The 25,257-nt window shown below is 64.3% G+C and carries 24 protein-coding genes; 12 read left to right on the top strand and 12 right to left on the bottom strand.

Translation table 11 applies throughout. From position 1 onward, the window contains the following. Window positions 1–21: 21 nt before the first annotated feature. Window positions 22–1,392 carry an argininosuccinate lyase gene (gene argH, locus IL54_RS03350; protein WP_037473239.1) on the bottom strand — a complete coding sequence of 457 codons (1,371 nt, stop codon included), beginning with the start codon at window positions 1,390–1,392 and terminating at the stop codon, window positions 22–24. A 43-nt stretch (window positions 1,393–1,435) separates the two neighbouring features. On the opposite strand from argH, the gene IL54_RS03355 reads away from it, so the two are divergent. From IL54_RS03355 to IL54_RS03375, 5 genes are all read left to right on the top strand, one after another. Then, window positions 1,436–2,017 (top strand): TlpA family protein disulfide reductase, encoded by a 582-nt coding sequence (locus IL54_RS03355; RefSeq protein ID WP_037473242.1) that lies wholly within the window; start codon window positions 1,436–1,438, stop codon window positions 2,015–2,017. 256 nt (window positions 2,018–2,273) lie between these two features. After that, the gene (locus IL54_RS03360; RefSeq protein WP_037473244.1) at window positions 2,274–4,889 is read left to right on the top strand and encodes a TonB-dependent receptor plug domain-containing protein; all 2,616 of its coding nucleotides are present in this window, start codon (window positions 2,274–2,276) and stop codon (window positions 4,887–4,889) included. A gap of 64 nt (window positions 4,890–4,953) precedes the next feature. Continuing rightward, a complete protein-coding gene (locus IL54_RS03365; RefSeq protein WP_037477723.1) occupies window positions 4,954–6,090 on the top strand; it encodes an aminotransferase class I/II-fold pyridoxal phosphate-dependent enzyme in 1,137 nt (378 codons plus the stop codon). Beyond that, window positions 6,087–7,340, top strand: coding sequence for an aminotransferase class V-fold PLP-dependent enzyme (locus IL54_RS03370; protein WP_037473247.1), 1,254 nt, complete (start codon window positions 6,087–6,089; stop codon window positions 7,338–7,340). Before IL54_RS03365 ends, IL54_RS03370 begins: the two co-directional genes overlap by 4 nt. 15 nt (window positions 7,341–7,355) lie before the next feature. After that, a complete protein-coding gene (locus IL54_RS03375; protein WP_037473249.1) occupies window positions 7,356–7,787 on the top strand; it encodes a RidA family protein in 432 nt (143 codons plus the stop codon). A 44-nt stretch (window positions 7,788–7,831) separates the two neighbouring features. Here the strand turns inward: IL54_RS03375 and IL54_RS03380 are convergent, their stop codons facing one another. The 8 genes from IL54_RS03380 to IL54_RS03415 form a co-directional block, all read right to left on the bottom strand. After that, complete coding sequence (locus IL54_RS03380; RefSeq protein WP_037473250.1) at window positions 7,832–8,122, bottom strand: GIY-YIG nuclease family protein; 291 nt, start codon at window positions 8,120–8,122, stop codon at window positions 7,832–7,834. A 57-nt stretch (window positions 8,123–8,179) separates the two neighbouring features. After that, the gene (locus IL54_RS03385) at window positions 8,180–8,377 is read right to left on the bottom strand and encodes a Trm112 family protein (RefSeq protein WP_037473252.1); all 198 of its coding nucleotides are present in this window, start codon (window positions 8,375–8,377) and stop codon (window positions 8,180–8,182) included. Further along, window positions 8,374–8,988 (bottom strand): LON peptidase substrate-binding domain-containing protein, encoded by a 615-nt coding sequence (locus tag IL54_RS03390; RefSeq protein WP_037473253.1) that lies wholly within the window; start codon window positions 8,986–8,988, stop codon window positions 8,374–8,376. The genes IL54_RS03385 and IL54_RS03390 overlap by 4 nt, the downstream gene beginning before the upstream one ends. Then, window positions 8,988–9,899 (bottom strand): tetratricopeptide repeat protein, encoded by a 912-nt coding sequence (locus tag IL54_RS03395; protein WP_037473254.1) that lies wholly within the window; start codon window positions 9,897–9,899, stop codon window positions 8,988–8,990. The genes IL54_RS03390 and IL54_RS03395 overlap by 1 nt, the downstream gene beginning before the upstream one ends. 86 nt (window positions 9,900–9,985) lie before the next feature. Further along, entirely contained in the window at window positions 9,986–10,834 is an 849-nt protein-coding gene (locus IL54_RS03400; RefSeq protein ID WP_037473256.1) for a MipA/OmpV family protein, read from the bottom strand. A gap of 91 nt (window positions 10,835–10,925) precedes the next feature. After that, window positions 10,926–11,363, bottom strand: a complete 438-nt coding sequence (locus IL54_RS03405) for a DUF2141 domain-containing protein (RefSeq protein ID WP_037473257.1) — start codon at window positions 11,361–11,363, stop codon at window positions 10,926–10,928. Next, entirely contained in the window at window positions 11,360–12,091 is a 732-nt protein-coding gene (locus IL54_RS03410; RefSeq protein WP_037473259.1) for a sterol desaturase family protein, read from the bottom strand. The genes IL54_RS03405 and IL54_RS03410 overlap by 4 nt, the downstream gene beginning before the upstream one ends. Before the next feature lie 49 nt (window positions 12,092–12,140). Beyond that, window positions 12,141–13,031, bottom strand: coding sequence for a prephenate dehydratase (locus IL54_RS03415; RefSeq protein WP_037473261.1), 891 nt, complete (start codon window positions 13,029–13,031; stop codon window positions 12,141–12,143). Window positions 13,032–13,216: 185 nt separating this feature from the next. Here IL54_RS03415 and IL54_RS03420 point away from each other — a divergent pair, with 185 nt between their 5' ends. Beyond that, window positions 13,217–13,837, top strand: a complete 621-nt coding sequence (locus IL54_RS03420) for a c-type cytochrome (protein ID WP_037473263.1) — start codon at window positions 13,217–13,219, stop codon at window positions 13,835–13,837. A gap of 275 nt (window positions 13,838–14,112) precedes the next feature. On the opposite strand, the gene IL54_RS03425 is transcribed toward IL54_RS03420, so the two are convergent. After that, a complete protein-coding gene (locus IL54_RS03425; protein ID WP_037473266.1) occupies window positions 14,113–15,429 on the bottom strand; it encodes a hemolysin family protein in 1,317 nt (438 codons plus the stop codon). Between the two features lie 148 nt (window positions 15,430–15,577). Between IL54_RS03425 and IL54_RS03430 the strand changes: the two genes are divergently transcribed. Beyond that, window positions 15,578–16,258, top strand: coding sequence for an OmpA family protein (locus tag IL54_RS03430; RefSeq protein ID WP_037473268.1), 681 nt, complete (start codon window positions 15,578–15,580; stop codon window positions 16,256–16,258). 263 nt (window positions 16,259–16,521) lie between these two features. Here the strand turns inward: IL54_RS03430 and purN are convergent, their stop codons facing one another. Together purN and purM are read right to left on the bottom strand one after the other, a co-directional pair. Next, a complete protein-coding gene (gene purN, locus IL54_RS03435; RefSeq protein ID WP_037477725.1) occupies window positions 16,522–17,472 on the bottom strand; it encodes a phosphoribosylglycinamide formyltransferase in 951 nt (316 codons plus the stop codon). A 106-nt stretch (window positions 17,473–17,578) separates the two neighbouring features. Continuing rightward, a complete protein-coding gene (gene purM, locus IL54_RS03440) occupies window positions 17,579–18,673 on the bottom strand; it encodes a phosphoribosylformylglycinamidine cyclo-ligase (protein WP_037473269.1) in 1,095 nt (364 codons plus the stop codon). Window positions 18,674–18,906: 233 nt separating this feature from the next. Between purM and IL54_RS03445 the strand changes: the two genes are divergently transcribed. From IL54_RS03445 to IL54_RS03465, 5 genes are read left to right on the top strand one after another with little or no spacing between them, the layout of a single operon-like run. Next, window positions 18,907–20,196, top strand: coding sequence for a hypothetical protein (locus tag IL54_RS03445; protein WP_037473271.1), 1,290 nt, complete (start codon window positions 18,907–18,909; stop codon window positions 20,194–20,196). Next, on the top strand, window positions 20,193–20,831 hold the full coding sequence (locus IL54_RS03450) for a chromosomal replication initiator protein DnaA (protein WP_037473272.1): 639 nt from the start codon (window positions 20,193–20,195) through the stop codon (window positions 20,829–20,831). The genes IL54_RS03445 and IL54_RS03450 overlap by 4 nt, the downstream gene beginning before the upstream one ends. 3 nt (window positions 20,832–20,834) lie before the next feature. Next, on the top strand, window positions 20,835–22,973 hold the full coding sequence (locus IL54_RS03455) for an RNA degradosome polyphosphate kinase (RefSeq protein ID WP_037473273.1): 2,139 nt from the start codon (window positions 20,835–20,837) through the stop codon (window positions 22,971–22,973). Between the two features lie 5 nt (window positions 22,974–22,978). Then, entirely contained in the window at window positions 22,979–24,493 is a 1,515-nt protein-coding gene (locus IL54_RS03460; protein WP_037473275.1) for a Ppx/GppA family phosphatase, read from the top strand. 46 nt (window positions 24,494–24,539) lie between these two features. Further along, window positions 24,540–25,214, top strand: coding sequence for a queuosine precursor transporter (locus IL54_RS03465; RefSeq protein WP_037473277.1), 675 nt, complete (start codon window positions 24,540–24,542; stop codon window positions 25,212–25,214). The last annotated feature ends 43 nt before the right edge of the window (window positions 25,215–25,257 follow it).

The following is a 25,257-nucleotide window of genomic DNA, read 5'->3' on the forward strand; positions in this document are numbered from 1 at the left end:
ACCCGGCGAGCGTGCGCGTCCTCATGAGTCCAGTTCCTTCTTCGCCTGGGCGATCCGCGCCCGAACCTGCGCCGGGGCCGTGCCGCCATGGCTCGTCCGGCTCGCCACGGAGGCATCGACGGTCAGCACCGCATAGACGCGATCGTCGATCCGCGCGTCGATATCCTTGAGCGTCGCGATCGGCAGTTGATCAAGCGGCACGCCTGCCGCCTCCGCCGCCGCCACGGCGCGCCCGGTGATATGATGCGCCTCGCGGAAGGGAATGCCGCCTTCGCGCACCAGCCAGTCGGCCAAGTCCGTCGCGGTGGCGAAGCCGCTTTCGGCGAGGCCGCGCATCCGGTCGGTGCGGAAGGTCACCGTCTCGATCATGCCGGTCATCGCCGCGATCGACAGGCCGAGCAGGTCGTGCGCCTCGAACACCGGCGGCTTGTCGTCCTGCATATCCTTGGAATAAGCGAGCGGCAGGCCCTTCATCGTCACGCACAGCGCGGTCATGCAGCCCATGATCCGCCCGGCATGGCCGCGCACCAGTTCGGCGGCATCGGGATTGCGCTTCTGCGGCATGATCGAGCTGCCGGTCGAATAGGCGTCGGGCAGTTTCACGAAGCCGAAGGGCTGGCTCGCCCAGATGATGAACTCCTCCGCCAGCCGCGACAGGTGCAGCGAGGCCTGTGTTGCCGCCATCAGATAATCGAGCGCGAAGTCGCGGTCGGATACGCTGTCCAGGCTGTTGTCGGTCGGCCGGGCAAAGCCCAACGCCTCCGCCGTCGCCTGGCGATCGATCGGAAAGCCGGTGCCAGCAAGCGCCGCTGCGCCCAGCGGACATTCATCGGCGCGCGCCCGCGCATCGGCAAAGCGGCTGCGGTCGCGCCGCACCATTTCATAATAGGCCATCAGATGATGGCCGAGCGTCACCGGCTGCGCCGATTGCAAATGGGTGAAGCCCGGCATCACCGCATCGGCATGTTCCTCCGCCCGTGCGATCAGCGCGCGTTGCAGGCCAAGCAAGCCCGCCGCCACTTCGTCGATGGCATCGCGCACCCATAGGCGAAAATCGGTCGCGACCTGGTCGTTGCGGCTGCGCGCGGTATGCAGCCGTCCGGCGGCAGGCCCGATAAGCTGCGCCAGCCGCGATTCCGTGACCATATGAATATCTTCGAGGTCGAGATCGACGGGCACGCCATCAGCTTCATATTCCGCCGCGATCCGGTTCAGCCCCTCGGTAATCGCCTGCGCATCCTCGCCATCGACGATGCCCTGCTGGGCGAGCATCGCGACATGCGCCTTGGACCCGGCGATATCTTGTTGCCACAAACGCTTGTCGAACGGGATGGAGGCATTTATCTCGCGCATGATCGACGCGGGGCCGGCCGCAAACCGGCCACCCCACATGCTGTTGGAGCCTTCTCCCTTGGAACCTGTTTCGCGCGCGCTAATGATACTGCTCCTGGCTGCCGGTCTGGCGGCTTGCGATAGGCAATCGCCGCCCGCTGGGCAAGCCAATGCAAGCATGAGCGGCGAGGTTCCCGCATCGGGAAATGCAACGGCGGGCAGCGAAGCGTTCAACTATCGGCTCGATCGCAGCAAGGCGGGGACGGCCGCGCCGACCTTCGCCTTCCAAAACCCCGATGGCGGCGAGGCGACGCTGCAGGATTTTGCCGGGCGGCCAATGCTGGTCAATCTGTGGGCGACCTGGTGTACGCCATGCGTCGCGGAAATGCCGACGCTTGACCGGATCGCCGCCACCTATGGTCCCAAGGGGCTGGCCGTCCTCACCATCTCGCAGGACAATCAGGGTGAAAAGGCAGTGAAGCCCTTTTTCGCCAAGCATGACCTGCCGCATTTGAAGGGTTGGGCGGACCCCGACAACCAGTTCGGCTTCGACTATGCCACCGGCCTGTTGCCCACCACCGTCCTCTATGATGCGCAGGGCAAGGAAATGGTGCGCGTCATCGGCGCGATGGATTGGGAAGGGGCGGAAGCCAAGGCGCTGATCGACGCCGCGATGGCATCCTGATCCAAAGACCAAGGCGCACTAGAACGAACATAGCGAGAAAATCCACCATGCCAGCTGCGTGCAAAATGCATGATCGCCAGTGCAAAATTGGCAATTGCGCAAAGTCGTAGAAGAAAATTATCCTGCTGAGTCGGCATCCAAATAAGCAGCGGCAATTATTGCATTTTTACTTAAAAATTGTGCGGCGCAATAGAGGCTTTGCCTGAGCCAATCGTCAAACCCCCTGTCATCAACAATGCAATAACAGGGGGCATGAATGACACGCTTGTCAGCGCTTAAACTTTCATTGATTCTCGCTTCGTCTTGGTCCGCTTGCGCATTGGCGCAGGAAGCACCGCAGGAACCACAGGCCGAGGACGGCGGCACCATCATCGTCACCGGCACCCGTGCCGTTGGCATGCAGGTCGCCGACAGCGCCGCACCGATCCAGGTCTTGGGTCAGGACGCGATCACACGGGTCGGCCAGCCGAACCTCAACCAGGTTCTGACCCAGATCGTCCCCAGCTTCACGGCGCAGACGCAGGGCACCGATCTTTCCAGCTTCTCGCTCTCTGCCCGTCTGCGCGGCCTCAGCCCCAACCACACGCTGGTTCTGGTCAATGGCAAGCGTCGGCACGGCAACGCCATTCTCCAGGTGCTTGGTGCCTTCTCCGGTTCGGCCGCACCCAGCATCGATCTCATTCCGCCAGATGCCGTCTCGCAGGTCGAAGTCTTCCAGGAAGGCGCCGCCGCCGTTTACGGCACGGACGCGATCGCGGGCGTCATCAACTTCATCCTCAAGGACCAGGCCGAAGGCGGTTCGTTCAAGGTCACGGGCGGTCAATATTATGACAGCCAGGGCGAACTCTTCTCGGTTTCCGGCAATTATGGCGTCAAGCTGGGCGAAGACGGCTTCCTCAACGTCAGCCTGTTCCACCGCCGCCAGGATTATACGACGCTGGGCGAAGGCCAGGTCCAGGTGACCAAGCCTGACGGCACGCTCCAGCCCAATGCGCCGGCCCAATGGTCAAACCTTGCCGGCGATGCGCTCGCCAACATCAATGGCGGCCAGCCCAAGACCGAACTCAACCTGCTCTTCTACAATGCCGGCTATGATTTCGGCGGCGTCGAGGTCTACAGCTTCGGTGATGTGTCCCGCCGCGAAGGCTGGGCCAAGCAGGGCTACCGCCATCCCAAGCGCATCTGCTACGAGGCTGGCAACCTGGGCGGCGGCGTCACCCCTGCCGCCTATGACCCTAGCATCTGCTACAGCGACACCGGCGTCAACGGCATGGTCCCGCTGCAGCATGTGATCGAGGATGAATATAGCTTCACCGTCGGCGCCAAGGGCGAGTTTGGCAGCGGTTGGAATTATGACCTCAGCACCACTTACGCTAATCAGAAGAATGATATCTGGACAGAAAATTCCGCCCATCGCGAAGTGTGGCAGGAAAGCTATGCCGCAGCACTGGCAGGCATCGGCACGCCCAATACGCCCGACAAGGCCTATGATGGTGGCTTCCGCCTGAGCCAGACCACGGTGACCGCAGACATCCGCAAGGAATTCGAAGTCGGCATGGCCGCCCCGCTGACCTTCGCCTTCGGTGGGGAATATCGCAAGGACACCTATGAAATCGTCCAGGGCGATTTCTATTCGACCTACAAGACCGGCGTGCAGTCCTTCCCCGGCTACAAGGCAACCGACGCAGGTCGCTTCAAGCGTAGTTCGCGCGCTGGTTATATCAACTTCATCGCCCAGCCGGTCGAAGGCTGGACGGTCGATCTGGCCGGTCGCTATGAAGATTATACCGACTTTGGCGATACGCTGATCGGCAAGATCACGACCCGTTACGACTTTTCGGACGCCATCGCCATTCGCGGCACCGCCAGCACCGGCTTCCGCGCTCCGTCGCTCGCCGAACAGAAATATTCGACGATCAACGTGGGGCCAACCAGCGCCGTCGCCCAGCTGCCCGCGGGCAGCCCGGCGGCAGCCTTGCTCGGCTTCGACTCGCTTGGCCCAGAAAAGTCCAAGAACTTCTCGGCGGGCATCGTGCTGCGGCCCGTCCCCAAGCTCGCCATCACCGTCGATGCCTATATGATCAAGATCAAGGATCGCATCGCCGCTACGGCTTCGCGCAACGCCGTCCAGGGTGGCGTCGTCCAGCCTGGTGCTGCCGCGATCTTCGATGCGCTCGCTGCCGCCGGCATCGTTCTCGACACCGCCCTGCAGACCGTGGGTGTTCAGAGCTTCACCAACGGTATCGATACCCGGACGACCGGCGTCGACTTCTCGATCAGCTACCCGGTGGCGCTGGACTTTGGCTCGCTGGCTCTGTCGCTCAACGGCAACTATAACAAGACGAAGATTACCAACAACAAGGTCGGCTATCCGCTGTTCAACGCCGCGTCGGAAAGCAATATCGAAGATACGACCCCCAAATATAAGGTCGGCTTCGGCGCGCTGCTCAAGGCGGGCAAGTTGAGCGTCAACCTGCGCGAAACCCTCTATGCCAAGACGAGCGTGTTGGTCCGGCCGGGTGTCGGCAGCGGCGTGGTGCCGGAAGGCGGCTTCCTGATCGCCGATGGCGCGCTGGTCAACGGCGTGAATGCCAACCAGCTCTACTTCAATGGCGTGGTCAAATCGGCGATCATCACCGATCTCGAAGTCGGTTATGACTTCAACGACAATGTCACCTTCTCGCTGGGCGCGAACAACCTGTTCGACAAGGTGCCTGAAGTGCCCAAGATGGTGACGGGTGCGGGCGTTGTCGTGAACCCCGGCGTGTCGCCATACCAGAATGGCTCTGGCTCCTATAACAGCCCCTATGGCCATGGCCCCTACGGCACGGCGGGCGGCTATTATTACGCGCGTATCGACTTCAAATTCTAAATCATATCATGACGAAGGGCCGGTTCGGGAACGAACCGGCCCTTTTCCTATGGAGGGTGCCTGCATGACTGGATCGTCCGACAGCCTGTCCCGCCGCATGCTGATGCGCGGGGCGGTGGGTGCCACCGCATTTGCGACCGCAACCCCTGCCCTCGCCCAGCGCGGGCGCAAGGTCGATCTGCCCGACGATCCCGCCGCCATGGTCGCCAGCCTGACCGACGGAATCTTCCTTAATAGCAATGAACATCCCATCGGCCCCGGCGCTGCAGCGCTTGCCGCGCTGGCCAAGCTGCCGCCCTTGTCGGGGCGCTATGGCATGGCGTTCGCCGCCAAGCTCGAAAGCCTGTTTGCGCGGCAAAATGGCCTCTCGCCGACACAGGTGCAGGTCCATCCGGGTTCCTTCATGCCGCTCCGCTCGGTCGCACTCACCTATTCCTCGACTGACCGGCCCATCGCCTATTTCGAGCCGACCTTCGATCAAGGTTTCCTGGGGCTTGGCAACCAGAGCGTGACGCGCTCGGTCGCCGTGCCGCTGTCGGGCGATTTCGCCGCAGACCCCCGCAAACTGCTCGCCGCCGCGCCGAATGCGGGCGTCTATTATCTGTGCAATCCCAACAACCCGACCGGCCTGGTCACGGCACGCGCCGACATCGACTGGCTGCTCGCCAACAAGCCCAAGGGCGCGATCCTGCTGATCGATGAAGCCTATATCGATTTCAGCGATGCCCGGACCTGCCTCGATCTGGTCGCCAGCGGCGCGGACGTGCTGGTGACGCGGACCTTTTCGAAGATTTACGGCCTCGCTGGCTTGCGCTGCGGCCTGATCGCGGGGCGCAAGGATCTGCTCGACGGCATGGCCCGCTACGGCACCAACATCACGCCCATGCCCGCCGTGGTCGCGGCGGAGGCGAGCCTGCTCGATCCCATGCTGCTGCCCACGCGCAAGGCTGAGAATAAGGCGGTGCGCGATGATCTCTATCGCTGGCTTGACGCGCAGGGGTTGCGCTACCTGCCCTCGCAGGCGAGTTTCGCGATGATCCATGTTGGTCGTTCGGGCGCAGACGTCACCGCCGCGCTGGCGGCGCAGAAAATCTACATCGGCGGCCCGCGCAAATATATGGACGACTGGGTCCGCGTCTCGTTCGGCACGCCAGCGGAAATGCAGGCGTTCAAGGCCGGACTGCTCAAGGCGCTGGCATGAGCCTCAGCCGTCGCGAGGCGCTGGGCGCGGCGGTGGCCCTGCCGCTGGCGGTGCGGACGGCGCGCGCCGCGACGCTCACCCTTCCCGACAAGGCTGGCTTTGCCGCCACCCCGGTCGCCTATCTCGACAGCGCATCGACCCATCCGATCAGCCTGGGCGCGCGTGCCGCGATGGACGCCTATGTCGCGACGCGGACGCTCGATCCTGCGGCCGTCGCGCGCAAGCCGGTTGATCGGGCAGGAGTCATCGCCAAATTCGCGCGCCTGGTGAACGCCGACGCGGATGAAATCACCTGGGTCCAATCCACCACCATGGGCGAGCAGGCGGTGCTGCGCGCGCTCGGCTTTCCCGGCAGCAAGGGCCGCGTGGTCACCGACACGCTGCATTTCTATGCTGCCTTCCCCATGTATCTGGAAATGGCCAAACAGGGCGTCGATGTCGCCTGGGTTCAGGCGCGCGCGGGGCGCATCGAACTGGACGATATGGCCCGCGCCATTACGCCGGGCACCCGCCTCGTCAGCCTCTCGCTCGTGTCGACCTATAATGGCTTCCAGCATGACCTGAAGGCGGTGTGCGACCTGGCGCACAAGGTCGGCGCGTTGGTCTATGCTGACATCATTCATGCGGCGGGCGCAGTCCCGGTCGATCTCCACGCCAGCGGCGTCGATTTCGCGGCCTGCGCCACCTATAAATGGCTGATGGGCGATTTCGGGCTTGGCTTCCTCTACGTCAGGCGCGGCGTGTGGGATCAGCTACCCCGCACCGAATATGGCTATTATGGCTTTGCCGCGCCCGATGCCCCGCCCGGCATCGGCCTGTCGCCGCCGCAGACCCATGCCTATCCGCTCGACCCGCCGGGCGACGCGCCGGTCAGCTATGCCGTCCGCACAGGCGCGCTCGGCCATTTCGCGACCGGCACCTATGCGCAGGCAATCGTCGCCGCGCTCGACCATTCGCTCGACTATATCGGCCGCCTGACGGTGCCCGCGATCCAGGCCCATGCCCAGCAATTGATCGCCGCCTTGCGCGAAGGCCTGCGCGCCAAGGGCTATGCGATCATCACGCCATCCGGCACCACCGCGCCGCTGCTCACCGCGCTGCTGCCCGATGCCAAGGCGCGGCTGTCGGACCCGCTGGCCAAGGCGGGGGTGCGGGTTTCGCTGCACGATCATCATCTGCGCGTCTCGCCTTCGGTGTTCAACGATGCGACAGATATCGAACGGCTGCTCGCCGCCCTGCCCCGTGCCTGATATTTGGAGAGACTGATGGTCCGCCTGATCCCCGCCGCCCTGCTGCTGGCTACCACGCCTTCGTTTGCGCAGCCTGCCGCCGCGCCGCAGCCGATGCCCGCCAGCCTGCCCTTCTCCCCCGCCATCCGAGTGGGCGATATTCTCTATATGTCGGGGCAGATCGGCCAGGTGCCCGAAGGCATGGACGCGCATAAGGAAGGGTTCGACGCGGCGGTCAGGGGCGCGATGGATGCGATCGGCGGCATCCTCAAGGATAATGGCCTCGACTTTGGCGATGTCGTCAAATGCACGGTCATGCTGGACGACATGGCCGACTGGCCCCGCTTCAACGCCGCCTATACGCCCTATTTTGCCGGCAAGCGCTTGCCCGCGCGCAGTGCCTTCGGCGCGGACGGTCTGGCACTCGGTGCGCCGCTGGAAGTGGAATGTATCGCGGCTTATTCTTAACCGAACGCCGATCGTCCTGAGCCTGTCGAAGGACGCGCGCCAACCTATCCCTGATCCTGCCGATTCCGCGCTAACAGGCTCAACCGCGCCCAATCGCCATCAATCAGCGCCTGCTTTTTTGCCCGGCTCCATCCTTTGATCCGTCGCTCGGCCGTCAAGGCTTCGTCGCGGGTGCCGAAACTTTCAGTCCAAACCAGATGGAGCGGTCTACGCGCGAAGGTATAGCCGGGGATCATGCCCATTTGGTGCGCTGCGATCCGGCTCTCCAGGTCATCCGTATGCCCGGCATAGAAGCTGCCGTCGCTGCATCTTAGCAGATAAGCGTGGAAGGCCATCGCTTGCGCGCGTCCTTCGACAGGCTCAGGACGAACGGGGGACTGAGAGAGGCATCATCACATGATGGGCACGGCTTCCCGCGCCAACAGCACCGGGACGCCGTCGCGGACCGGATAGGCCAGGCCCGCCGCGTCGGACACCAGCGCCTTGCGCGCTGCGTCCCAGCGCAGGGGTGTGCGGGTTACCGGGCATACCAGCTTGGCGAAGAGCCAGGGGTCGATCGGCCCAGGCTCGCTTACTGCAATCTCGCTCATTGCATCGTCGCGCCGCCATCGCGGTCGCCGCGGCCGACGATCTGCATCAGTTGGATGATGCGCTCCGACCGTTCGGACAGCGTATCGGCCTCCAGCAAGGTCTGCTTGGCGGCGGGATCGAACGGCGCGATCTGGGCGATGCCGTTGACCAGCGACGTGTCGTCCAGCCGCGACACCGCCGTCCAGTCCACCACATATCCCAGCGCGTCGGCAAAGCGCCGCGATTCCTGCTCCAATGCGGCGCGTTCGACCGCGTGCAGCACTTCGTCTTCCTGTGGCGCCTGCTCGATATCCGCTTCGATCTGGCGGAATTGGGTCGCCACCGGCAGTTCGCGCACGAAGCGGAAGCGGGCGAGGCCGGTCAGGATGATATTGAACCGCCCATCCTCCATCGCCTCGATATGGCTGACATGGCCCAGGCACCCCATGTCGAACAGCGAAGGCACCGGCCCGCCTTCGCGCGGCTGGATCATGCCGATGCGTCGGTCGCGCGCCATCGCGTCATGGATCAGCGCCCGGTAGCGCGGCTCGAAAATATGCAGCGGCAGGTCCATGCCCGGCAACAGCAAGGCGCCGGACAAGGGAAAGATCGAGACGCGCGCGAGGGGCATCAGGCGAAGAGAATCTGCGACAGCTTGCGACGCTGCGCGGATACCCAAGGATCTTCCAGCCCGACGGCTTCGAAGATGGTGACGAGTTGCGCGCGCGCCGCGCCTTCGTTCCAGGTGCGGTCGCGCCGCACGATTTCCAGCAGCGCGTCGGCGGCCCCGTCGCGGTCGCCATTGGCCATCAGCCCGCCTGCAAGTTCGAACCGGGCTTCATGATCGTCGGGATCGGCGGCGACTTTCGCTTCCACCGCCGACAGGTCGGCCAACGGCTTGACGTCGCGCGCCAGCGCGATCGCCGCGCGCGCCTGATCGACCGCACCATGCCGGGCGATCTCGGCGGGCAGGGCTGCCAGCAGCGCTTCGGCCTCGTCCAGCTGGCCCAGCATCACCAGCGCCCGCGCTTGTCCTGCGACCACCTCGACCATGTCGGGGGCCATTTGCGCGATCTGCGTGAACACCGACAGCGCCCGCTCGGCGTCGCCCTCGGCCAGCAATTCCTCGCCCATGGCGATCAGCGGGGCGATTTCCTGCGCCTGCGACTTTTCTTCCGATTCGATCGGCAGTTGCGACAGCAATTGGTCGAGATATTGTTTGAGCGCGCCTTCGGTCCGCGCCTGGGTCAAATCCGCGACGGGCTGGCCCTGGAACACGGCATAGACGGTCGGGATCGACTGGACCCGGAACTGGCTGGCGATGAAGCCATTGTCGTCGACATTGACCTTGACCAGCTTGACGCCCTTGGCCGCATAGTCGGCGCAGACCTTCTCGATGATCGGGGTCAGCTGCTTGCACGGGCCGCACCATTCGGCCCAGAAATCGACGATCACCAGCTGGGTGCGAGACGGCTCCACCACGTCCTGGCGAAACGCCTCAATCGCCGCCTTGTCGGCCTCGCTCAATCCCAGGGTCGCCACGCTTCAATCTCCTGCCAATGCGGTGTGTCGCCGCCTCCATATATCGCCATATGGGGCGCGTCACCCTTGTCCCGCAAGATCGCCTGTCAGAAGGTGTAGCCGACGCCGACCGCCCCGACGAACTGGTTGCGCGATCCGACATCCGACACGATCGGCGAATCGGCATATTTGCCGAGCAAGCGGGTGTAGCCGGCGACGCCGAAGATCGCCCAGCCCGTGCGGATATCGCCCGACAGCGATTTGCCTGCCGACAGGTTGACGTTCATCCGACGAAAGCCCGATCCCCGTCCTGCACGGTCATAGACGTCCAGCCCACTGGCCAGACTATCCTGCGGCGTGATGTCGAAATAATAGCGGCCATATTTCTTGCCGACATAATCGGCCGACACGCCCAGGCCGACGAAGGTGGTGATCGACAGCGGCGTGAAATATTCGATCGACGGCGTTATGACGAAGGAGCCATGGGCGCCCGCGACATCCTTGGTCACGGCGACGCGCGCCGACAGATTATCATAATCGCTGGTGATCACCCCGGTCTTGCCGATGCCGATAAAACCGCCCGCTTCCAGCGCGAAGTCCCGCTTCCCCAACGCCTGCACGGCGTCATCCTTGATGGCCTTGCGGCTGGTACGGTCAAATCTCAGGTTGACGACCGGCCCCAGTTCGAAATCGACGCCCGGCCCGGTCGGATCGGCAATGGCATCGACATAGAGGGCGGTGCCGCGTGTCCAGAAGGCGATATCGTTCACCTTGCCGCGCGCCTGGGCAATGGGCAGGACGCGATATTCGTCCGAGCCCTCATAGCTGGGGATCATGGCGGCACCGGCCCCGATGGTCAGCGTGCTATGCTGTTCTTCTTCCTGCGCCATGGCGGGCGCAGCGAGGGACAGGGTCGCGACGACGGTCGCGGCCAGCGAGCAGCGGAAAAATGGCATGAATGACCCTGTTGTTTTTTTAACGTGCGTTCAGGGTTCTGAATGTTTCGGGCGGGTGACAGGTTCCCGCCGATGCGGCCAACCGTTCAGGTCACAGGAAATATTTAAGCTTTATATCCTGCTCGACCGGCGCCCCCGCGACCGGGAAACTGGCCGATTGAAAACTCGGCGCGCCAAAGCGCAGCGCCGGGTTTCGGGAAAAGCCGACGCCTTCGCGCGGTATTCCCGCGAAGGTATCCAATTTGCCGTTGGCATTTTCGTCATGGATGATGGCGATGGCATAACGGCCGGGCGCCATCGCGCCCAACGCCACCGCCCCGCCCTGCGCCGCGACGGCGAAATGGCGCTTGTCGGGATCCTTGGTGCAGTCGGGGAAATATTCCGGCATCCGGGTGACGCAGACCAATATCTGCCCCTTGCCCGATCGCAGGCCTTCCAGCGCCATGCTGACTGACTGGGGCTGGCCCAGCGGCGCAGCCCCGCTCAATCCCGCCAGCGCGATGACAGCCATCGCCAACCGCCCGATCATGCGCGCGCCTTCGTCGAGAAGTCGCCCAGCCCCTGATCGGTGCCGCACAGCCGGTCCCAGAAGCGGAAATAGAGGCCATAATTGCAATTATAGCGGTCATGATGCCGTTGATGATGCGTCGCGGTGATCAGCCATCCGCCGATCGGCCCGCGTACCATCCAGCGCGGGAACATCTCCCACCCCATATGATTGCTGACCCCCATCACCGTCATGATCGTCAGCACGACACCAAGCGCACCGACATGGATGGGAATGAGGAACACCAGCGCCGGGATCACCACCGCGCCGGTCAGCGCTTCCCAGGGGTGGAAGCTCATCGCTGCCCAGGCCGTGGGCGGGCGGCTGGCATGATGCACCGCATGGGCGATGCGGAACAGCTTGGGCCGATGCATCCAGCGGTGGGTCCAGTAGAACCAGGTGTCATGCGCGGCGAGATAGAGCAGCACCGACAGCGGCAGATACCAGAGCGGCATCGCCGCGACATCGGTGTAGATGCGCGTCCAGCCATGCGCCTGCCAACCCCAGGCGACCACGCCCGCGGGCATGCCGTAGATGAGCGCCGAGGCCAGCGACCAGGCGATTTCCCGCCCCATCTGCTTTTCCAGGCCGCGATACAGGCCTGGCTGGCGAATCCGGGTCGCGAGCGCAAAACCCCCGCTCGCCAACAGATACCGCACGCCGACAATGGCGCTCATCGCCAGGGCGGACAAAAGAATAGCTGCGACCATGAAGCGCCTATAGGCGCGATTGCGCGGCTGCGAAAGCGGGAGCCTGCAGTTAAGTGCGGGGGCGTGCCTGCCGATAGCTGCCCAGCACCCGCACCCATTTGGTGTGGAACTCCAGTTCGGCGAGCGCCCGGTCGACCGCCGGGTCGCCCGGCATCCCTTCGATATCGCAGAAAAATTCGGTCGCGGCGAAGCTCGCCCCGCGCTGATAGCTTTCCAGCTTCGTCATATTGACGCCATTGGTCGCAAAGCCGCCCATCGCCTTGTAGAGCGCGGCGGGGACATTCTTCACCTCGAACAAAAAGGTGGTCATGACCGGGCCGACATAGGCGATCGGCATTTTGGGTTCGCGCGACAGCACCAGGAAGCGCGTCATATTATCGTCGCTATCCTCGATATTCTCGGCGATCAGGCGCAGGCCATAGAGTTCGGCGGCCAGATAAGGCGCGATCGCCCCTTCGCCCGGCGTCTTGCGTTCCGCCACCAGCGCCGCCGCGCCCGCCGTATCGGCATAGGCGACCGGCTGGATACCGCGCTCGCGCAGATAGTGGCGGCATTGGCCAAGCGCCTGGGGGTGGCTGATCGCGCTTCTCACCGGGCTATTGTCGGGCGCCATCAGGCAATGGCGGATGCGCAGGAAATATTCGTCGACGATCGCCAGCCCCGATTCGGGCAGCAGGAAATGCATGTCGGCAACCCGCCCATGCAGGCTGTTTTCGATCGGGATGATAGCGCGCGCGGCGAGGCCATTGCGCACCGCGTCGATCGCATCTTCGAACGCAAAACAGGGCAAGGGCACGCAATCGGGCGCATAGCCCAAGGCCGCGAGGTGCGAGTTGGCCCCCGGCGCGCCCTGATAGGCGACGGCACGGGCCGGATCGGCGGCGGCCTTGGCCGCGAGGTCGGCGACGATGATGCGGGCGGGGGCGGGATAATTGTCCATGGGTGGTTGCGCGCTTATGCATTTGCTTGGGCCTGCGCAAGCATCGGCGGGGCGGCAGTGAACAGGACTGACATATTTCCCGCGTCAACCCGGCTTGCACCTTGGCGTGTCCGCCATTATGGCAGCCCTCAAGAGGGGGCCGGAACATAGCCGCCCGAAAAGATACGCAAGGGAAATCGAGCGAAATGGGCGATCGTTTCAATACCGTAGCGGGCTGGGCACTGTTCGCGGGCATCATCGCGCTTGGCGGCGCGATCGTCAGTTCCAAAGTTTTCCATGACGAACGGCCCGAAACCATGGGCTATGCGATCGAGGGCGTCGAAGCCGAAGGCGAAGGCGGCGTCGCTGGTCCCAGCCTCAACACCCTGCTCGCCAGCGCGGACGTCGCGGCCGGTGAAAAGGTGTTCGCCAAGTGCGCCGCCTGCCACACCGTGAACCAGGGCGGCGCGAACGGCATCGGTCCCAATCTGTGGGCGACGGTCGGCAAGGCGCATGGCCATGTCGCCGGTTTCGCCTATTCCGAAGCGCTCAAGTCGGTTCCGGGCAACTGGACGTTCGAAGCGATGGACAAGTGGCTCAAGAGCCCGCGCGAATATGCGCCGGGCACCAAGATGACCTTTGCTGGCCTTGGCAACCCGGTCGATCGCGCCAACCTGATCGCCTGGCTCAATACGCAGGGCTCCAACCTGCCCCTGCCCGCCGCCGATGCCGAACCGGCCGCCGAGGGTGACAATGCGGTCGAGGCAGGCAATGCCGCCAACGCCGCCGAAGCCCCGGCCGAGAACGCGGCCAACGCGGCGGAATAATCCGGCGATCCTGATTGCCAATATGACGGGCGCGGCACGAGGTGCCGCGCCCGTTTTGTTGGTGGGGTGAGCGTCGCGGAAGGTGTCGACCGATGTACACCTCTCCCGTCTTCACGGGAGAGGGAGGGGCCCGCGCCGCAGGCGTGGGAGGGTGAGGGTCTGCCTGGCATCTGGAAGAAAAGACCCTCACCGACATCGACTAGGCAGCAAGCTGCCAAGTCTACGTAGCCTCTCCCGTGAAGACGGGAGAGGACAAGAGAGAGGGGAAAGGCCGCTTAGCGTTCCGCGACCAGCAGCTTGTCGATCTTGCGGCCGTCCATGTCGACGATCTCGAAGCGCCAGCCTTGATCGTCGATATAGTCGCCGACTTCGGGCAGGCGTTTCATCAGCCACAGGACATGGCCCGCGACGGTCGCATAGTCGCGGTCTTCGGACAGGTCGATGCAGATGCGTTCGGCGAGTTGGTCCATCGGCATCTGGCCGGACACAAGCAGGCTGCCATCCTCACGCTCGACCAGATCAGGTTCGTCGAACGCATCGCGGTCGGACGCGAAATGGCCGGCGATCGCCGACAATAGGTCGGCCGGGGTTACGATTCCTTCGAAATGGCCATATTCGTCATGGACCATGACCATCGGCACGTCGGAGCGGCGCAGCACTTCCAGCGCGTCCATGGCATCGACCTGATCGGGCACGACCTCCGCCTTGCGCATCAGCGCGCCGACGTTGAGGGCTTCGCCCCGGAACAGCGCGCTCATAATGTCGCGGGCCTGGACGATGCCGATAATATCCTCCACCGATCCGCGGCCGACCGGCAGTCTGGTATGCGGCGTTTCCAGCAGGCGGGCGCGAATCGTGTCTTCGTCGGCGGCGATGTCGATCCAGTCGACGTCCATCCGCTGCGTCATCACTTCACGCACGGGTCGGTCGGCCAGACGCACGACGCCTGAAATAATCGCGCGCTCGCTTTCCTCGATCACGCCCGACTTGCTCGCTTCGGCGACGATCAGGTGCAGTTCCTCGGCCGTGACATGGCTTTCCGATTCGCGGTCCATCCGCAACAGCTTGAAGATCAGGCTGCTCGACCCGTCCAATATCCACACGATCGGCGCGGTGATTTTCGAGAGCCACAGCATCGGCGTCGCGACCAGCACCGCGATCGGTTCGGGCGCGCGCAGGGCGAATTGCTTGGGCACCAGTTCGCCGATGATGAGCGAGGCATAGGTGGTCAGGCCGATCACGACCGCAAAGCCCAACGTCTGCGAGGCATCGGCCGACAGGCCGAGCCACTGCAACCGCTCGCCCACCGGCCCGCCCAGGCTGGCGCCGGAATAGGCACCGGCGATGATGCCGATGAGGGTGATGCCGATCTGGACCGTGGAGAGGAATTTGCCGGGATCGCTGGCGAGCGCGATCGCCGTCGTTGCGCCCTTGCGCCCCGCCTTCTCCAAGCCCTGCAGCCGGGGCTTGCGGGCGGAGACGATGGCGAGTTCGGACATCGCAAAGACGCCGTTCAACGCCACCAGCGCGAGGATGATGACAAGATCGGCCCAGGGAAAGGGCGTCGGATTGGGGAGGGGTATCGTGGCCATGGTGGTCGGGGAAAGGCTATACCCTCTATTCTTTCATTTGCACAACCATCCCATCATCAAGAGTTCAGTTCGCTTGTGGAACAAAGACGTTCGCTCAGCGATTTGGGGACATCCGCTCCACAGGGCGATAAGATAAGGGAATAGTTTCATGAGGATTTCACATCGCATCATCGGTGCGGCCGGTTTGGCCGCGATGCTGGCCACCACCGCCTGCACCACCGACCCGACCACGGGTCAGCGCACGATTTCGAAGGCCGCGATCGGCGGCATCGGCGGCGCATTGGGCGGCTATCTGCTGGGCGATTTGGTCGGCGGGCGCAGCGATCGGACCGAGAAGATTCTGGGCGCGGGCATCGGCGCGGTCGCGGGTGCGGGCATCGGTGCCTATATGGATGCGCAAGAACGCAAGCTGCGCGAAGAAACAGCCGGCACCGGCGTCGATGTGATTCGCGATGGCGACGACCTGCTTCTGCGCATGCCGTCGGGCATCACCTTCGCCTATGACCGGGCCGATGTGCAGCCCCAGTTCCAGCCGACGTTGAACGATGTCGCGTCGGTTCTGGCGCAATATCCCAAAACCTATATCGACGTGTTCGGCCACACCGACAGCGACGGGGCCGACGCCTATAACCAGACCCTGTCCGAACGCCGCGCCCAGGCGGTGTCGAGCTATCTGGTGAGCCGTGGCGTCCAGTCGGCCCGCATGGGCACGCGCGGTTTCGGCGAGACCCAGCCGATCGCGTCGAACGCGACTGAGGAAGGCAAGGCCGCCAACCGCCGGGTGGAGATCAAAATCTCGCCGGTGACCGAGGCTGACGTTCGGAGCTGATAGTGTATCCTTCCCTGTAAGGGGCCGAGCGGAGTCATGTGCCTCGGTTTGAGGACCACGACGAGATGGAGGGGTGTCACCCTATCGAGATGGCGACACCCCTGGCCTGCGCTTTGCGCAGCCACCTCCCCTACCAGGGGTAGATTACTAAATGCGCCGATTTTAAGACGTTTAGCCCCCTTCGATGCGATCCCGATCGCAGGCATTTGCAACAGTCCTGCCAGCGGGCGGGGGAAATTCTCCCACCCTAAAAAGCCCCCCCCTTAAAACTCCTCCGCAATATCCATCAGCCCCAGCAGCTTTTTCGGCGCAACCTGCCGCCAGCTGGCGCGCAGCCGTTCTGCGATATGCTCCCAGTCCGTATCGCCCAGGTCCAGGCGGATGCCGACCCAATCGGTGCCGAAATAAGCGGGTCGATAATAGCGCGCCGGGTCGGCTTCGATCAGGCTGGCCTGTTCTTCGGGCGCGGTGGTCTTGACCAGCAGGGCGATAATGCCGTCGCCATGATGGTCGCGGGTGAAATAGGCGAACTTCTTGCCTTTGACGATGCCGAAGCAGGGCATGCCGTGGGAGAGGATTTCGTCCGCCTGCGGCAAGGCCAGCGCACTTTCGCGAACCTTGTTGAGCAGCCAGTCCGGGTGACGCTCGCGACTGACGAAGGCGGCGAGGGTGCGGCTGTAGAGCTGATGCTCCGCGATCAGCGTGCGGGCGGCCAGCGTGTCGGCATCGTCATCGGGCAGGATCGCGACCGGCGTCTGGCCCAGCACCGGTCCGTCGTCCAGCGCGGCGGTGACGATATGCACGGAACAGCCCGTATGGCTGTCACCCGCGTCGATCGCGCGTTGATGCGTGTCCAGCCCCTTATATTTGGGCAGCAGGCTGGGGTGGATATTGAGCATCCGCTCTTCCCATCCCGCGACAAATTCGGGCGACAAGAGCCGCATATAGCCCGCGAGCGCGACATAGTGCGCGCCCGCCGCGCGCAACTGTGCATCGATAATCTGGTCGAATGCGGCGCGCTTCAAGCCCTTATGGCTCTGGCCAAAGGTCGCAATCCCTTCGGCAGCAGCGAGTTTCAGCCCCGGCGCTTGCGGATCATTGGCGGCAACCAGCACGATCTCATAGGGGCAATCATCGGCCTTGGCGGCATAGAGCAGCGCCGCCATATTGGACCCGCGACCGGAAATCAGGACGCCGACTTTGGCTTTAGCCATCATTCTAACTCCGTTCGCCCTGAGCCTGTCGAAGGGCCTTACTTTTCTTAAAAGAAAGAACAGGGCTTCGACAGGCTCAGCCCGAACGGAGCAAATTTGCCTTATCTTACCCCAAATGCGTCGCCGACCAGTCGGCCTTCGCGCTCCATGTCTCGGTCGAACCGCGCACGGTGCAGCCCTTGTCGCCCGCCTGCACCACGCCGATGCGGTGGACGCTCTCGCCCGCCGCGGCCAGCGACGTGGTGACGCCCGCGACATGCGCTTCGTCCACGGCCAGCACCATGCCGATGCCGCAGTTGAAGGTGCGCGCCATTTCGGCGGGATCGATATGCCCCTGCGCCTGGAGGAACGCCATCAGCCGCGGCTGTTCCCAGGTGTCGGCATCGACCATCGCGTGGCACCCATCGGGCAGCACGCGGGGGATGTTTTCCAGCAAGCCGCCGCCGGTGATATGCGCCAGCGCATTGACCATGCCCGCGCGCACCAGCGGCAGCAGGCTCTTCACATAAATGCGCGTCGGCGCCATCAGCGCGTCGATCAGCAGCACTTCATTGTCGAAGATCGCAGGGCGATCGAGCTTCCACCCCTTGTCGGCGGCCAGGCGGCGCACCAGCGAGAAACCGTTGGAATGGACGCCCGACGAGGCGATGCCCAACAGCACGTCGCCCGCCTTCACCCGGTTGCCGGTCAGCACCTTGGTCCGCTCGACCGCGCCGACGCAAAAGCCCGCCAGATCATAGTCGCCCGGCGCATACATGCCCGGCATTTCGGCGGTTTCGCCGCCGATCAGCGCGCAACCCGCGATCCGGCAGCCCTCGGCGATCCCGGCGATGACGCGCTCGGCAACGCCGCTCTCCAGCTTGCCGGTGGCATAATAATCGAGGAAGAACAGCGGTTCGGCACCCTGCACGATCAGGTCGTTGGCGCACATGGCGACAAGGTCAATACCCACGCCGTCATGGCGGCCATGGTCGATCGCCAGCTTCAGCTTCGTGCCAACGCCATCATTGGCCGCGACCAGCAGCGGATCGGTAAAGCCCGCCGCCTTGAGGTCGAAAAAGCCGCCAAAGCCGCCCAGTTCGGCATCCGCGCCGGGACGGCGGGTGGCCTTGGCCAAAGGAGCGATGGCGCGCACCAGCGCATTGCCGGCGGCGATGTCGACGCCAGCCTTGGCGTAGCTATAGGATTCGGTATCGGTCATGGGAGACGCGCCTAGAGCAATCGATGCGAAAACGGAACCGTCCATCTGTTGCCCCCCTATAACGGGCCGCAAACACACCGTTCGGGCTGAGCTTGTCGAAGCCTTCTACTGAGCGAAGCGAAGCAGCTTCGCCTTCGGCTCAGCGCAGGGCTTCGACTTCGCTCAGCCCGAACGGCAAGTTGGGTGAAGGTTGGCGCTTGGCATATAGGGCAAATCCCGCCAAAAGGGCGCGCGTGAGCCTTGCCCAGACCTTTTCCCGCCTCTCTCTGTCGCCCGGCGCAGCCCTGCGTGCCCTGTCGCGCCCGGCACAGATCCTGTTCGCCATCGTGCTCGGCCTCGCGGCGGCCGCGCTGTTTGCGCAGATGGAGGGGGAGCGCGGCGTGCCGCCGATCGCCAGCGGCGGCGATTTCGAAGTGCGCGGCGTCAAGGTCGATGTCGTCGCCAAGGATGCCGACACCGCCCGCTATGCCGGCTGGCGCATGGCCCAGCGGCAGGCGTGGCGGATGCTGTGGAGCCGCACCCACAGCGGCGCAGGCGCGCCCGCCCTGTCCGATTCGCAGATCGAGGCGATGGTGTCGGGCATCGAGATCGATTATGAACAGGCTGGGCCGACGCGTTATGTCGCGACGCTCAGCATCCTGTTCGACCGCGCCCGCACCGGCCAGTTGCTTGGCGTATCGGGTAATGCGATGCGCTCGCCGCCCTTGCTGGTCATTCCCGTGCTGTGGGACGGCGGCTCGGCGGTCTCCTACGAACGTACAAATGAATGGCAAAAGGCCTGGGCACGCTATCGCACCGGCGACAGCGCGATCGATTATGTCCGCGTCGCCGGGTCGATCGCCGACCCGATCCTGCTGAACGCCGGGCAGACCGGACGGCGCGGGCGGCTATGGTGGCGCGTGCTGCTCGACCAATATGGCGCGGCCGATGTGGTGATCCCGATCGCCCGGCTTGACCGCGCCTATCCCGGTGGCCCCGTGACCGGCACTTTCACCGCCCGCTATGGCCCCGACAACAGCCTGATCGGCAGCGTCACGCTGCGCGCCTCCAACGACAGCGGCTTGCCCAAGATGCTGGACGAAGGCGCGCGGCGCCTCGATGAACTCTATATCCGCGCGCTCAACGACGGCCGCCTGCGGCCCGACCCCTCGCTGATCATCGAGGAACCGGTCGATCCCGCCACGCTGGAACTGGAAAATGTGACCGAGGCGATCGTCGAAACGACTGAATTGCCCACGGTCGTCACCGGCGGCACCAGCTTCGCGATCCAGTTCGACACGCCCGATGTCGGATCGGTGACGCAAAGCGAGGCGGCGGTCCGCGCGGTGCCGGGCGTCCGCTCGGCGACGACCAGCAGCCTGGCGCTCGGCGGTACATCGGTGATGCAGGTCAGTTTCGAGGGCACGGTCGAAATGCTGCGCGCCGGGCTTCAAGCGCGCGGCTATACCGTTGCGGCGTCCGGCACCACGCTGCGGATCAGCCGTCGCGCCGCGCCCGCCGGACCCGCCCCCGCCGCGCAATGAGCCAGATCAGCCTGCCCTTCGACTGGCATGGCGATGCGCGCGACGGGGATTTCCTGGTCAGCGAGGCCAATGCCCAGGCCGTCACCCATCTGGAACGCTGGCGCGACTGGCCCCTGTCGGTCAGCGTGCTGACCGGCCCGCCGCGATCGGGGCGCTCGACGCTCGCCCGCCATTTTGTCCGCATGAGCGGCGGCACGATGATCGACGATGCGCAGGGGCAGGACGAACATCGCCTGTTCCACGCCTGGAACGCGGCGCAGACCGACCGGCGACCGCTGCTAATGGTGGGGCGCACCCCGCCCGCCAGCTGGACCGTCGCCTTGCCCGACCTGCGCTCCAGGCTCGCGGCGGCGCCCCATGTCGCCATTACCGAACCCGACGAAGCGCTCGCCCGCGCGCTGATCGCCCGCGCCTTCGACCGAACCGGGGCAGGCTATGCCGCCGATCTGCCGGACTGGCTATTGCGCCGGATAGAGCGTAGCTATGGCGCGATCGACGCCGTCACCCGTCTGCTCGACGCGGCGGCGCTGTCATCTGGTCGTAAGATTTCCACCGCACTGGCGAAAGAGGCTCTGCAAGCTGCCGGATTTCTGCCTATAGTGCCGCCCGATCCTTCCACCGCCAACCGCGAGTAATCCGTGGCCGAAGCCGATCCCACACCCAGCCTGTCGCTGCACAGCGAACGCTATTTCAACCGCGAACTCTCCTGGCTCGCCTTCAACCAGCGCGTGCTGGAAGAAGCGATGAACCGCGCCCATCCTTTGCTGGAACGGCTGCGCTTCCTGTCCATCTCCGGCGCGAACCTGGACGAATTCTTCTCCGTCCGTGTCGCGGGTCTCAAGGGGCAGCAGTTGCAGGATGTCGACCTGCGCTCGGTCGATGGGCTGACGGCGGGGCAGCAACTCGCCGCGATCGCCGCCGAAACTGCGCGATTGATGGCGGCGCAGCAAAAGGTCTGGGGCATATTGCACGGCGAATTGGGCCAGGTCGGCATCGAAGTCATCGGCCCGTCCAGCCCCATGGACCCCTTGTGCGAAGCCTGGCTGCGCGACCATTTCCTGACGCAAATCTTCCCGATCCTGACGCCCCAGGCGCTTGATCCGGCGCATCCCTTCCCCTTCATCCCCAATCAGGGGCTGTCTATCGTCTTCGACCTGCAACGCCTGTCGGACAAGCAGCCGATCCGCGAACTGGTGATGATCCCCGCGACGCTCGACCGCTTCGTGCGCGTACCGGGGCCATCGGCCCGCTATATCGCGCTGGAAGCCGTGGTGCGGCGCTTTTCGGGCGATCTCTTCCCCGGCTATCAGGTCCGCAACAGCGGCGTGTTCCGCATCATTCGCGACAGCGACATTGAAATCGAGGAAGAGGCCGAAGATCTGGTCCGCCACTTCCGCAGCGCGATCAAGCGCCGCCGCCGTGGCCGCGTGATCCGCATGGAGATAGAGGAGCGCATCCCCGAACCGGTCGAGGAAATGCTGCAGGACATGATCCAGGGGCATGAGGCGATCATCGCCGAAGTCGAGGGGTTTGTCGGCATTGGCGACCTGTCCGGCATCGTTGACGAGGATCGCCCCGACCTCAAATTCGAACCCTATGCGCCGCGCTTTCCCGAACGCATCCGCGAATATGGCGGCGATTGCTTCGCCGCCATCCGCGCCAAGGACATCGTCGTCCACCACCCTTATGAAGCGTTCGACGTCGTCGTCTCCTTCCTTAAACAAGCGGCGATCGACCCCGATGTGGTAGCGATCAAGCAGACGCTCTATCGCGCAGGCAAGCAATCGGCGATCATCCGCGCGCTGATCGACGCGGCGGAAGCGGGCAAGTCCGTGACCGCCGTGGTGGAACTGAAAGCCCGTTTCGATGAGGAACAGAATATCCTCTGGGCCGATGCGCTCGAACGCGCCGGGGTGCAGGTCGTCTATGGCTTCATCGACTGGAAGACCCACGCCAAGATTTCGATGGTGATCCGGCGCGAGGGCGAGCAGTTTCGCAGCTACTGCCATTTCGGCACGGGCAATTATCACCCGATCACCGCGCGCATATACACGGACCTCAGCTTCTTTACCGCCGATCCGGCCTATAGCCGCGATGCCGCTGCGCTGTTCAATTACATCACCGGCTATGTCGAACCCAAGCGGCTGGAAAAGCTCGTCATGTCGCCGCGCGACCTGCGCGATCGGCTGTGCCAGCTTATCGATGACGAGATCGACCATTGCCGCGCCGGACGGCCGGGCACTATCTGGGCGAAGATGAACAGTCTGGTTGACCCCGCGATCATCGAAAAACTCTATGCCGCCAGCAATGCGGGCGTGCAGATCGACCTGATCGTGCGCGGCATATGCTGCCTGCGCCCCGGTGTTCCGGGCATGTCGGAAAATATCCGGGTGAAATCGGTCGTCGGCCGCTTCCTGGAACATAGCCGCATCGCGGTGTTCGGCAATGGCAAGGCGCTGCCCAATAATGGCGCGAAAGTCTATATCAGCTCGGCCGACTGGATGCAGCGCAACTTCGACCGGCGCGTCGAATTCATGGCGCCGATCGAAAATCCCACGGTCCATGACCAGATTCTCGACCAGGTGATGGTCGCCAACCTCATTGACACCGAACAGAGCTGGGAACTGGATAGCGACGGCCATTATGCGCGCGTCGATGCGGGCGAAAAGCCGTTCAACCTCCACCGCTATTTCATGACCAACCCGTCGCTGTCGGGCCGGGGTGCCGCGCTCGACAATGAAGCGGTGCCCACTTTGCGCTTGCGCGGGCGGGTTTGACCCTCATGAACTCGATGCTCAGCCGGGTCCGCGCCGCTGCCCAGACCATGGCGACATCGCCCCAGCCCGCGACTGCGCGCACGGCGATCATCGACATCGGTTCCAACAGCGTACGCCTCGTCGTCTATGACGGGCCACGGCGGCTGCCCTTCATCCTGTTCAATGAAAAGGTGATGGCGGGACTGGGCGCCTCGCTCGCCCGGACCGGGCGGATCGAGGAAGAGCCGATGGAACGCGGCCTGCGCGCGATCGGCCGCTTCGCCCATCTGTGCCAGGATATGAAGGTCGCCCATATCCGCTGCGTCGCCACGGCGGCGGTGCGCGATGCGACCAATGGCGACGAATTCATCACCCGCGCCGCCGCCATGGGCCTGACTGTCGAAATATTGACCGGCGCGCAGGAAGCGATCGGCGCGGCCATGGGTGTGCTGTCGGGCATTCCGGGCGCAGACGGCATCGTCGGCGATCTGGGCGGCGGCAGCCTGGAACTGGCCCGGATTCGCGACGGCGCGGTCGAACAGACGATATCGCTGCCTTTGGGCGTCCTGCGCCTGCCCGCCATCCGCGCCAAGGGGCCGGGCGCGCTGGAACGGCGGGTCAAGGCGATGATGGAGAAAGCGGGCTGGCAGCCTGAACCGGACCTGCCCTTCTATCTGGTCGGCGGATCGTGGCGCGCGCTGGCGCGGTTCGACATGCAATTGACCAATTTCCCGCTGCCCGTCGTCCATCAATATGAAATGACCGCCGCGCGCGCCGAACAATTGACCCGCATCGTCTCGCATGTCGGCCGCGCCCGGCTCAAGAGCATCCCGGCGATGAGCGGATCGCGCATCCCGACCCTGCCCAATGCCGCGGCCCTGCTGTCGGTCGTGGTGCGGCAATTACGGTCGAGCCGCCTTATCGTGTCGGCCTATGGCCTGCGCGAAGGGCTGCTCTACGAAGACCTGCCCGCCGACATTCGGCAGGATGATCCCCTGCTGGTCGCGGCCGAAGCGGAAGGGGAGGCGCAGTCGCGCTTCCGTGGCCATGGCGACCGCATCGAACGCTGGATCGCGCCGCTCTTTCTGGACGACAGCGCCGATCTGCGCCGCATCCGCCGCGCCGCCTGCCTGCTCGCCGATGTCGGCTGGCGCGCCAACCCCGATTTCCGCGCCGAACGCGGGGTGGAGATAGCCCTGCACAGCAATTGGGTCGGCATCACCGCAGCGGAACGCGCGATGCTGGCGCAGGCGCTGCACAGCAATTTCGGTGGCGGCCTGTCCACCCCGCTCGGCGTCGAACAACTCGCTTCGCCCGAAGCGCTGCACCACGCCGCGCTATGGGGCCTCGCGATCCGCCTGGCGCAACGTCTGTCGGGCGGTGTCGAAGGGCCGCTGAACCTCTCGCGGCTGGCGCGCGAAGGCGACTTGCTCACTTTGTCGCTGCAAAAGGACGATGCGGACCTGTTCGGCGAAGCCGTCGAACGCCGCTTGCGCCATCTGGCCCAGGCCATGGGCGTCAAATATCAACTCACCGCCTGACCCGCGCTATCTTTCCCACGTCCGCAAATAGGGCTAAGGGCCAAGGATGACCACCTCTCCCGCGCTGATCAGCCGCTCGCTCTTTTCCTTCGCGATCTTTTATGGTGGCATGGTCTGCATCGCGGGCGTGCTGGGCAACAAGCAGGTGACATTGGGGCCGATCTCGGCGCTTGGCCCTATGGTCGGCTTGGGACCGCTGGCGGTGGAGGCGGGCATTTTCGCCTTCCTGCTGCTGGTGACGATTTCCAGCGCGGTGGCCGAACTCCATGGCCGCGCGGTCGCCAACCGGCTGGTGCAGATCGGCTTTCTCCCGCTCATCGCCTCGATCCTGCTGTCGATCATCGTCCTGTCGGTGCCCGCGGCGGGCGACATGGACCCGGCCCGTGCCGAAGCCTTTGCGATGATGATGGGCGGCACGCCGCGCATCTGGCTCGGCGGCATCATCGCCTATGGCATTTCGCAGACGCTCAATGTCACGCTCTTCGCCGCTCTCAAGGGGCGGGAGGGCAGCCGGATGCTCTGGCTGCGCGCGGCGGTTGCCAGCATCCTGTCGCAGATCGTCGATACGCTGCTGTTCGTCTCGATCGCCTTTTACGGCATCTTCCCGATCGGCGAACTGCTGCTGGGCCAGATGCTGGCCAAGGTCGTGCTGTCCGCACTGCTCGTCCCGCCGGTCATCTATCTGCTGGTGGGCCTTGGTCGGCGGCTCGATCGCGCCTGAGGGGTAACACTTCGATTAGTTAGCTAACTAATCAAAATCGAAA

Source organism: Sphingobium sp. ba1, assembly GCF_000743655.1.
In the GTDB taxonomy this organism is placed as follows: domain Bacteria; phylum Pseudomonadota; class Alphaproteobacteria; order Sphingomonadales; family Sphingomonadaceae; genus Sphingobium.